Source organism: Bdellovibrionales bacterium, assembly GCA_019750295.1.
In the GTDB taxonomy this organism is placed as follows: Bacteria; Bdellovibrionota; Bdellovibrionia; order Bdellovibrionales; family JAGQZY01; genus JAIEOS01.
Window position 1 is genome coordinate 1 of sequence record JAIEOS010000050.1, and the last position, 9,012, is coordinate 9,012.

The window sequence follows — 9,012 nt, forward strand, 5'->3', positions numbered from 1 at the left end:
AAGTAAAAATTTCGCTCAGCCTCTGCTGTCGGTAATTCTAGAGATTTATTAGAATTTTATCCGCGGATGCGGGTAAAAGCTGTTCTCGGCGGCAGCCTCGCTTCGTTTATCGTGGCTTGTATTGCGGGAATCTTAGTTTAAAGAGCTTCGATCAAGCCCAAAGATTCATTTGGCGGCGCATGCCACAGACTGAGGACAAAGCCTCCATCGCCACTTCCCGTGGGCTTTACGGCGAGAGCCCCGTTCTTCTGTAGATACGCCATATGTTCACGCAGCTCTTGGCTGATCAATCCCCAACGTTCAAAACAGGAATTTCCTAAAAGTAAAGACTGTCGAAGTTTTTCGAATTCGTTGGGTCGTGCTAAAGCTTCCCGCGCGAGTTCAAAACTTTGCAACATATCGCGATCGATTTGCTCACCGAGAGTTTTGTTCTCCGCCCATAATTGCTTCACACGGTTAATACAATCCACAGTAACCCCGCGCTTTCCGCAGTGAGAAAGCCGCAGGACCGGAGTCCACGAAGGGGTAAAATCAATAAATTCTCCCGGTGGCTTAAAAATCAACGGTCGAGATTTAAGAGCGGCGGCGATATCTACCCCACTGCTCTCACCATGAAAGATATGTTCTAGATTTTTTGCAAAGTTATACATTTGGTCATCGGAGACTAAGTTTTTATGATTAAGAAAGCGAGTCACCGTCACACAAAGGGCGGCACTGGCTCCCATTCCACCGGCAAGGGGTACGGTGTTTTTCATAAAAATTTCGCCTCTCAGATCTTCGCTGGATTTTCCGAGATCTCCCAATGCTTTTTCTAGAATTCCGGCGAAAACAAACTTTAATTGTTCGCCCTGTTCGGAATCGCAGTGGAGTTGAAATTCATCTTTAGAGTCTTTGTACTGGAGTTCAAAAAAACAAGCTTTCGCTGGAAAAACTAAAGCCGGGTGTCCCCGAAGAACGGCATGTTCACCCGCTAAAATCCATTTCCCGAAAACTGTGGTCGAGAACATTATTCGAGCTCCGGACTGGCGATCACGAGGAAGTGACCCGAGAATAGATTTTTAAATTTTTGAGCCAACTCAATTTGATCTTCTCTAAAGAGAAAGTGCACATTGGGACCGGCATCCATCGTCACTAGAGGACCATCGTTTTTCATCTCCCAGGAGCGACGAGCTTTTCTTAGAGCGCGAAATGAATGTTTCGTCATATAGCCGAAAGACGGCTGACTGGTTTCGAACAGAGCGTGCATGTCCCAGGTTTCCGCATGGGCTATTTCGAACATGTCTTTCCAGTTGGGCGAGTCACTGGATAACTGCTTTTTAAATTCGTTAAATCGAAGGGTGGCTCGTTCGTCACGTCCCGCCATCAAAAGACTTGTGGCAACCCTTTGATGGGCCAAACTGGAGCCAATCTCTTTGGTTTCATCGCTGACGACAACCACGAGGTGATGAATCTTTCCGAGAGAGCTATCAATGGTTCTTACACTCTCACCTGCCCATTCCACCCAGCCTGGAAAAAGGGATCGGCACGAGGATCCTGAACCCCTCCGACTGAGATCAGCGACCTGCTGGAGAGAAAGATTCAGCGGCGCCTGCCCTTGTTCCTTACGAAGATCTTCGAAGGCCGCCACACAACACCGAGTGAGGGCTGCAAAACTTGAGGCCGAGCTTGCGATTCCGCAGTCGGCGGGAAAATTATTCCCCGAGCGCAAAATAAAGAATTTATCCGCAATTTCGAAAGTCTTTTTCAAAAACTCGAAATGCGCTAGAAATTTGGTCTGCTTTTTATTTTTAAGCGGGTATGTGCCATACTGCGGGTGGGGTTGCCATTGATCTTCCTGGATGTCTGAACGCAGCTCCAATTCCACAAAAGTCCGCAAATGATCTAGCGTGTACGAGAGCGATGGATTGACGGGCTGATTGGGATCGTCCATCGAGCCTTTTTTTCCCATGTACTTGATGATCGCAATGTTCGATGGGGCTGAGCCCTGCCACTTACTCATTTTTCTCGTCCTCTTTAAGCCAATTCCATAATCACGCCCGAAGAAAGATTCTCAGAAAGGGAGGCCACAAACTTCAGGTCCTTTACGGAGGTGGGGTCGAATTGATTTTTGTTCGCAAATACGGCTATCACATCCGCACCTAAAGAGCCACAGCCGCGTGCCCATTCTACCCCTGTTTTCAGAAGAAGGTCTTCGACCAGGTGAGCCGTATCTTCGCTCCACAAGTTTTGCCGACGAAGCTCCTGACTCAAATCCTTTTGGGCCGCGATAAAGGCCGGCCAGGAGGCGCTCTTGAGCGCACCCACCAAGCGTACCGTGATTCCTTGTATGAGCGCTACGATGTCCGGAGTGATCTTGAGCTGAGCCAAATGATCATGGGTGGGAACCTTACGGGACGTTTTAAAGAGGAACACATCTTTTTCTAAAAACGGCCAATTCAACACTTCGACCGATTTCCGGGAAAAAACCGTAAGTCCGCCAAGCATTTGAGCAATCATGTCTGCGCCGCTGGGCTTGATCGTTTTGCCCTCAAATAGACTGCGATACTCTTCCCACGCTTCGAGCACCGGGGAGGCGGGGCCGGAATGAAGTTCTCGCAAGTCCACCCACTTCTCGTGCTCAAAGGAGGACCAAAATGTTTTGAGAAGGTACACCCCTATAAATTCCGCCGTAGAACCTCCAAAACCTCCGGTCTGATTTGGGGGAGTTTTAAATTCAATATCGAATTGATCAAAAAAAGCGCGATGGCGCGAGATGTATTTTCCGGCAGGACTGTCGCTATGAAAACAGTTCTGACCCTGTCCCCGGCGGGCCGTAAAATCAAAATTAGGATGAGTCGCAAGAACCAAGGAGGGCCCAGAAAAAAGAGCGGCGTATTCACCGCCTAAAAATGTTTTTCCCGGTATACTAAGCTTGATGCTTTGAGGCGACATGAATCATATTTTCTTTGGCGTTGTCCTTGATTGAGCGAATCTTTGACAACATCTGAATAGCATCAGTTAAAGAAATTCTTTTCTTGGCCGCCAGCAATTGCTCGAGAAGATCCTGAAGCTTTCCACTCTCGTGATCTTCTGCGCCAGCTCCCATCGCTAAGTTTTTAATATGAAGCTTCATATGTCCTTCGATGATTCCCTCGGTGGTGAGAGCGCGCAAAGCTCCTAAATTTTGAACTAAACCCACCGCCGCGCAAATTCTTGAAAGCTGATTTGCACTTTGGATTCGCATCATCTTCATCGCCATCTTCGCAGTGGGATGAAGCGAGGTGACCCCACCCACGGTGCCCACAATAATCGGCGCTTCGAATTCCCCGTGAAGTTCTCCGTCGATATAGCGCCAACGGGTGATCGAACTGTATTTTCCCGAGCGTGAAGCGTAAGCATGAATTCCCGCTTCTACCGCGCGCCAGTCGTTACCGGTGGCGATAAGAATCGGATCGATCCCATTAAGAACACCTTTGTTGTTGGTGGCGGCTCGGTAAGGATCCAGTTCAGCGAAAAGCGAACCCTCTTGAATGGCTTCGCCTTTGGCGGCGCTGAGCCCTCGGATAACGACACGCGCTCGAGTGATGCGTGTATCCACAAGGTTAGACAGTATCCGCATTGTGATCTCTTCGCCGGTAGCTTCTTCCATAGGCTGAGTGATGTATTCACAAACTTGATTGATAATATTGGCGCCCATGGCATCGCACGGATTGAGATAGATATGAATGACGGCCATCGCGCCACCATCTGGTCGCTCGATGTGACGAACGCTCATGTTCGTCACTCCACCGCCGCGATTAAACATGCTGGCTGCGACGGTCTTATTAATGTCTTCGATCCACTGCTGCTTTTTGGATTCGATGCAGGTTTTTAATTTTTCAAAGTCTTTCACTTTAGCGATTTGAACCTGGCCGATAATATTCTGACCAATCACTTCGGTGGTGATAGATCCATTCTCTTTGATCCAACGGGCCGTCTTACTCGCCGCCGCGATGATCGACGTCTCTTCGACGGCCATTGGGATCACGTAATCTTCACCATCGATGTTAAAGTTAGTGGCTACACCTAAGGGCAATTGAAAGTAGCCAATGGAATTTTCGATAAAATTATTGGCGAGATCGATCGTTTGAATCCCGCCCTCTTTGAGGTAGGACACATCGCTGGACTCAATGACTTTCATTTCCAAAAGACGCTGAAACCTTTGCGCTAAATTTAACTTGGAAAAACCTTTGAATAATTTTTCTAAATCCATTTCCACAACCTACCTTTACGAAATTCATCCACACGAGCTAAGCCAAGGCAAAACATAGAAACCTTTAATTCGTATTCGATCGTCGACATAAACTTATCTAAAGCCTCGTCGCCTTCGAGAGCCGCTTTTAAAACCGGCTGTGCGTAGCCAACGAGGTTTGCGCCTAACGCGAGCAACTTCGCGGCGTCGAGTCCCGTTCGCACACCACCAGACGCCCAAACTTCGCAGTTCATTCCCACTTCACCGGCAGCGATGAGCGAATCCACGGTGCTAATGCCCCAATCGGCAAAGGTTTTTCCCGCCGCGTGTTTAAGTTCGGTGGGCGCCAGGCGCTCCGTCTCGACGCGTCCCCAGTGTGTACCACCCTTACCACTCGTGTCTACTGCGTCGAGGCCTATGGCCTTTATCTTCTCTAAGGTCTTGAAACTAAAGCCACATCCCGTCTCTTTTAGAATCACTGGCACAGAAATTTTTTTACAAAGTTTTTCGAGAGCTTCGAGGCCCCCGCGAAATTGCGGGGTACCCTCAGGCTGAATGCACTCTTGCAGCGGATTGGTATGAACGATGAGACCTTGAGCTTCCAACGAGTCCACCAAACGCTGAACGTCTTCAATGGAATGTGTGATCAATTGCGAGAGGCCAATGTTTCCTAAAAATTTTGTGTTTGGATGCGCCTTACGAAGGTCTTTGCACTCAATATCGGAACTTTTATCCTCGAGCTGCCGACGCTGAGATCCCACACCCATCAACCATCCTCGAGAGGCGCAGTGAGTGGCGATTCGGTTATTAATTTCCATGGCGTCTTGATGACCCAAGGTCATCGACGAAACGAGGAGCGGAACTTTAAGATTAAGTCCTATGGACTGAGTCGTGGTATCAATGTCAGAGAAATTAATTTCGGGGAGAGCTTCGTGAATGAGCTCGATTTTGTCTAGGCGAGAAGCGCCTTCGGTCTGGCTTTGTGGCGAAAGCGATATCGCTATGTGATCGCGCTTTCTTTCCTCAAAGGATAACATTGTGGCTCCTTAAGTTTCGTCATCCTGAGTGCAGCGAAGGATCTTGCGAGATCTTTCGCTTTCGTTCAAGATGACTTCATCCTAAATCTTAAGCCTTAGGCATCACTTGCTGAACGATAGCGGCGAACGCTTTTGGTTCAAACAATGCGATATCAGCGAGAACTTTTCTGTCGAATTGTAATCCTGATTTAATCACTGCGCCCATGAATTTAGAATAACTAACACCATTAATTTTTGCCGCAGCAGAAATTCTCGCAATCCAGAGTGTTCTGAACTCGCGTTTCTTCTGTTTACGATCGCGATACGCATAAGCTAATCCACGGTCATTCCGTTCTTTCGCGTAGCTGAATAAACGACTGCCCGAAGAATAATAACCACTGGCTCGTTCTAAGACCTTTTTACGACGTCTGCGACTGACTTTTCCACCTTTTACTCTCATGTCAGATCTCCTTAGATATTAAAACACCGGCGGGTGTTTGGAATGTTTGCAGAATCCACGTAAATCACATCACCGAGATGTCTTTTGCGCTTAGAACTTTTGTTTTTTAACAAGTGACGAAGACGAGCTTGTTTACGCTTCATCTTGTCGCGGCTAAGAACGCGGATGCGCTTCTTGGCACCCGAGTGGGTTTTTGCCTTCATAAATGTCCTTCCTCGTAGGCGAGCCAAATGCTTCTTAAAGAGCCTATGAATAGTTGGTGGGATTGCTCCCAAGTTTGTGAGAATCGTTGTAGCAATAAAGGGCAGCTCCTGGCAACCCCTTAAATGCTAAAATTCGGTATTCAGAATACAGGTGCCGGTATTTTGAATGCTGGAAAGTCAACGGGGTCGGAAGACCGTGAGATCTAATATATTGATTCTCGCGCTCCAATTTTCTGAGGTAGACGCCTTCGACTTGTCAGGCGTTCCTGGCTTCGATACCGTTGAGGTATGAAGCCTCAGTTCGTAAAGGGAATTTTTGCAAACATCATTGCCGGCGCCGCAGGGGGCTTGCTGGTTTTCTCTTTGATTCAGCCTGCACCAGCACCAATTGCAGAACCCAGTACCGACTCCGAGAGCGGCCTGATTTTTTTCAAAAATGAAGACTCCGTCCCTCCCGAATTGAAGGCGTGCGTCGACGACCTTAAAAAATTCTGCGCCGAAGTTCCTCGGGGTAACGGTCGGTGGAAGAGATGTCTATTGAACCGCAAGCAAGAACTTGCACCCGCCTGTCTCGAAGCCGCCGAAAAATTCAGTACTCCCTAATGAGAGTGACAGAACTCAAAGTGATGGCTCCCCGGGGAGACTTGCCCTGACGGCTTGGTGGTAATAAATGCGATCATTGTTTGCCCGGTCTTTCCTTCGGTTTGACAATTTTTGCCTTGGGGAATGACCACGGAAAATCTTTTTGAATCTCGAGAGATTAAAATCGCAGGACGCTGACTGCGAAACGCTTCATTCGCCAATGTCGGTCGAATCTCGTCTAGCGTACCCTGGAAGAGCACGTCGCGTAGAGAGCCCTGAAGGCTTGAACCTTGCTTAAATTTTTCCGGCCAGTGTGAAAATATCGCCGAAGGAAGTTGCGACCGCTCAATCACTTCAAACGTCACAGGAGCCACTGTTGATTTACGACTCCATTTCACTTTGGGATCTAAACCAGAGATAAACGGTTCGGAAAAAACGTAGCCTTTATTCTGAACCACAAGGTGACAGGCATAACAGGACTGAGTTTTAACATTCACGTCCTCGTCGAAAGTTTTTCCTGTGTGATCAAAAAGAGCATAGCCCCAACCGCCGGTGCTTGCATACTTTTTGGAATTGCGAACCATCAGCTGAAAGCGACGGGTGCCCGACGGAACCTCAGAGCTTGCAAAATCTGCATCAGGACTTGTGCCGGCCCCGATTTTTGCAAACACAGCGCCATCGGGATATTCACTTTTCCCCTCGAGCAAAGCTTTGTAGGCCGTGGGATTGGCGTAGGTGAAACGCATTTCGCCAGTGTCCCGACGATAACGAACGGTCACCATTTTCCAGTCTCGTTCGAAGTTTTTATATTTGGAGAATGAGATGTCATTCATGACGTCTTCTCCACCTTGGGCTTCCGCGAGAAAGGGAAGCAAAATCAAAAATAGATATTTCATTGGGAGATTTTATCTTTGAAAGGGACAGGTCGGCAATCACCCCACGATATACGTCGAGGACGTTTAAGCCCTACTGATAAGAAATAATGACACGACCATGACCACCTGTGCCCGCCGCCGTTCCCGCGGTGGCCCCTGAGGGACCGGGAGCTCCACCGGCAGCGACACCGGCGGAGTAATCCGCATCGGATGTCATCGGCGCCGTCTGGAACCCTGTAGCCGCTGTGTAAGCCGGAGGAATAGCAAGAACTCCTAAAGACTATCCACCGCCACCACCGCCGCTAATGTAGAAATCATTGGTCGGGACTCCGCCGCCGCCTCCCCCGAGATAACCGCCTCCACCGCCACCGCCGCCAGGTCCATCCCCTGTTCCGCGATTTGTGCCTGCGACCCCTGTGGATGTGGTCGATGCTCCGACCACTCCGCCAGGAACTGTGGGCCCAGCATCATTACAACCTCCGTAACCATCGTTGAAGCCGCCGTTGCGACCCGCAGCTCCGCCACCACCACCGTGTCCTTGAGTTGTGCACACGTTTTGATTTCCGTTTCCAGCTCCACCGCCGCCACCGGCTGCAGTTAAAAGGACCAACGTTGATCGAAGGACCGATGAGGCACCACCACCACCACCACCGGCTCCGGACTGCCCACTTGTTCCCGAATTTCCACCGTTACCGCCGCCACCAAATCCGCCGGCACCACCACCGGAGTTATTAACGGAATTTAACCCGCCCGAGCCACCACCGCCGACAACTACAGTTAAACTCTCACCGGACTTTACCGGCACTGTCGTATTGACCGCGAAGGCTCCAGCTCCACCACGTCCTCCAGCTCCACTGTCTCGACCACCGCCACCACCGCCGGCACCCCATGCTTTAATGCTGATCGAGGTACAACCTGCAGGAACAACAAACGTTTGATTAGACCCCGTGTATGAAAATGCTTGAGAGCCGGGAGTGCACGTCCCACCAGATGCGGCTGAAGTAAGATCCGTTTCGACACCACTATCATTCATAAAATAAAGTTTACTGTCTGCGGATTTCACATAAAGTTTTCCGTAATTGGCTGACGCTGTTGGCGCAGCCACTTCCCGCAACGCTGTTACGCCCTCTACAGACAGTAAATTCACCGGGGACGTCGTTCCGATGCCGACATTGCCTGCAGATGTCACACGGATACGCTCGGTCGTAGCGCTCGTGATGCCATTAGTATAAAGAGAAAAATCACCGTCTGTAGATAACGTTAGCCCTGAAATTCCTGAGCCCGCGTGAAGTAATGCTCGATTTTGAAGGTGGGGCTGGACAGTATTTCCCGAACTTCTAATTCCGACACTTAAAAATCCAGCTTGGTCGCTCTTAAAACGAAGAACCGGAGAAGCTGACGAACCGCTGGATGAATTAGTTATCTCTGCACCCGTACTAGCATCAGCATTTTCTTGAACTGAAAAACGCATTGCCGGCGCTGTTGTACCGATACCGACGTTTCCGCTGTCCATGATGCGCATTTTTTCACTTAGCGACGCTGCGGGATGCTGTCGGGTGAGGAAAATTAAATTTCCGGCGCCACTCCCTGTATTTTTACCGGCAATCCCGGCCATAGGAGCGTTGGTTTGCTCGGCAAATTCGAGCATGGGCTCCGAAAAATTCGC

Annotated in this window: 10 protein-coding genes; 1 reads left to right on the top strand and 9 read right to left on the bottom strand. The window is 49.4% G+C overall.

Annotation, left to right across the window (positions count from 1 at the left end):
• Positions 1 to 137: 137 nt before the first annotated feature.
• The 7 genes from K2Q26_09865 to rpmI form a co-directional block, all read right to left on the bottom strand.
• Positions 138 to 1,007 (bottom strand): hypothetical protein, encoded by an 870-nt coding sequence (locus K2Q26_09865; GenBank protein MBY0315814.1) that lies wholly within the window; start codon positions 1,005 to 1,007, stop codon positions 138 to 140.
• Entirely contained in the window at positions 1,007 to 1,999 is a 993-nt protein-coding gene (locus K2Q26_09870) for a diphosphomevalonate decarboxylase (GenBank protein MBY0315815.1), read from the bottom strand. The genes K2Q26_09865 and K2Q26_09870 overlap by 1 nt, the downstream gene beginning before the upstream one ends.
• Positions 2,000 to 2,013: 14 nt before the next feature.
• Positions 2,014 to 2,931, bottom strand: coding sequence for a hypothetical protein (locus tag K2Q26_09875; protein ID MBY0315816.1), 918 nt, complete (start codon positions 2,929 to 2,931; stop codon positions 2,014 to 2,016).
• Entirely contained in the window at positions 2,906 to 4,237 is a 1,332-nt protein-coding gene (locus K2Q26_09880) for a hydroxymethylglutaryl-CoA reductase, degradative (protein MBY0315817.1), read from the bottom strand. The genes K2Q26_09875 and K2Q26_09880 overlap by 26 nt, the downstream gene beginning before the upstream one ends.
• Positions 4,222 to 5,247, bottom strand: coding sequence for a type 2 isopentenyl-diphosphate Delta-isomerase (gene fni, locus K2Q26_09885; GenBank protein ID MBY0315818.1), 1,026 nt, complete (start codon positions 5,245 to 5,247; stop codon positions 4,222 to 4,224). The genes K2Q26_09880 and fni overlap by 16 nt, the downstream gene beginning before the upstream one ends.
• A gap of 88 nt (positions 5,248 to 5,335) precedes the next feature.
• Positions 5,336 to 5,686 (bottom strand): 50S ribosomal protein L20, encoded by a 351-nt coding sequence (gene rplT / locus K2Q26_09890; GenBank protein MBY0315819.1) that lies wholly within the window; start codon positions 5,684 to 5,686, stop codon positions 5,336 to 5,338.
• Between the two features lie 11 nt (positions 5,687 to 5,697).
• Positions 5,698 to 5,889: a 50S ribosomal protein L35 gene (gene rpmI / locus K2Q26_09895; protein ID MBY0315820.1), complete on the bottom strand. Its 192-nt coding sequence runs from the start codon at positions 5,887 to 5,889 to the stop codon at positions 5,698 to 5,700.
• A gap of 288 nt (positions 5,890 to 6,177) precedes the next feature.
• On the opposite strand from rpmI, the gene K2Q26_09900 reads away from it, so the two are divergent.
• Positions 6,178 to 6,492: a cysteine rich repeat-containing protein gene (locus tag K2Q26_09900; GenBank protein MBY0315821.1), complete on the top strand. Its 315-nt coding sequence runs from the start codon at positions 6,178 to 6,180 to the stop codon at positions 6,490 to 6,492.
• Here K2Q26_09900 and K2Q26_09905 read toward each other — a convergent pair.
• Together K2Q26_09905 and K2Q26_09910 are read right to left on the bottom strand one after the other, a co-directional pair.
• The gene (locus K2Q26_09905; GenBank protein ID MBY0315822.1) at positions 6,489 to 7,367 is read right to left on the bottom strand and encodes a cytochrome P460 family protein; all 879 of its coding nucleotides are present in this window, start codon (positions 7,365 to 7,367) and stop codon (positions 6,489 to 6,491) included. The two genes, K2Q26_09900 and K2Q26_09905, sit on opposite strands and share 4 nt — an antisense overlap.
• 259 nt (positions 7,368 to 7,626) lie before the next feature.
• Positions 7,627 to 9,012: hypothetical protein (locus K2Q26_09910; protein ID MBY0315823.1), on the bottom strand; the 1,386-nt coding region annotated here is incomplete at its 5' end.

Bases quoted from the DNA above. Each gene is read 5' to 3' on its own strand.
- K2Q26_09865 (MBY0315814.1), bottom strand. From the start codon at position 1,007: ATGTTCTCGACCACAGTTTTCGGGAAATGGATTTTAGCGGGTGAACAT.
- K2Q26_09870 (MBY0315815.1), bottom strand. From the start codon at position 1,999: ATGAGTAAGTGGCAGGGCTCAGCCCCATCGAACATTGCGATCATCAAG.
- K2Q26_09875 (MBY0315816.1), bottom strand. From the start codon at position 2,931: ATGTCGCCTCAAAGCATCAAGCTTAGTATACCGGGAAAAACATTTTTA.
- fni (MBY0315818.1), bottom strand. From the start codon at position 5,247: ATGTTATCCTTTGAGGAAAGAAAGCGCGATCACATAGCGATATCGCTT.
- rplT (MBY0315819.1), bottom strand. From the start codon at position 5,686: ATGAGAGTAAAAGGTGGAAAAGTCAGTCGCAGACGTCGTAAAAAGGTC.
- rpmI (MBY0315820.1), bottom strand. From the start codon at position 5,889: ATGAAGGCAAAAACCCACTCGGGTGCCAAGAAGCGCATCCGCGTTCTT.
- K2Q26_09900 (MBY0315821.1), top strand. From the start codon at position 6,178: ATGAAGCCTCAGTTCGTAAAGGGAATTTTTGCAAACATCATTGCCGGC.
- K2Q26_09905 (MBY0315822.1), bottom strand. From the start codon at position 7,367: ATGAAATATCTATTTTTGATTTTGCTTCCCTTTCTCGCGGAAGCCCAA.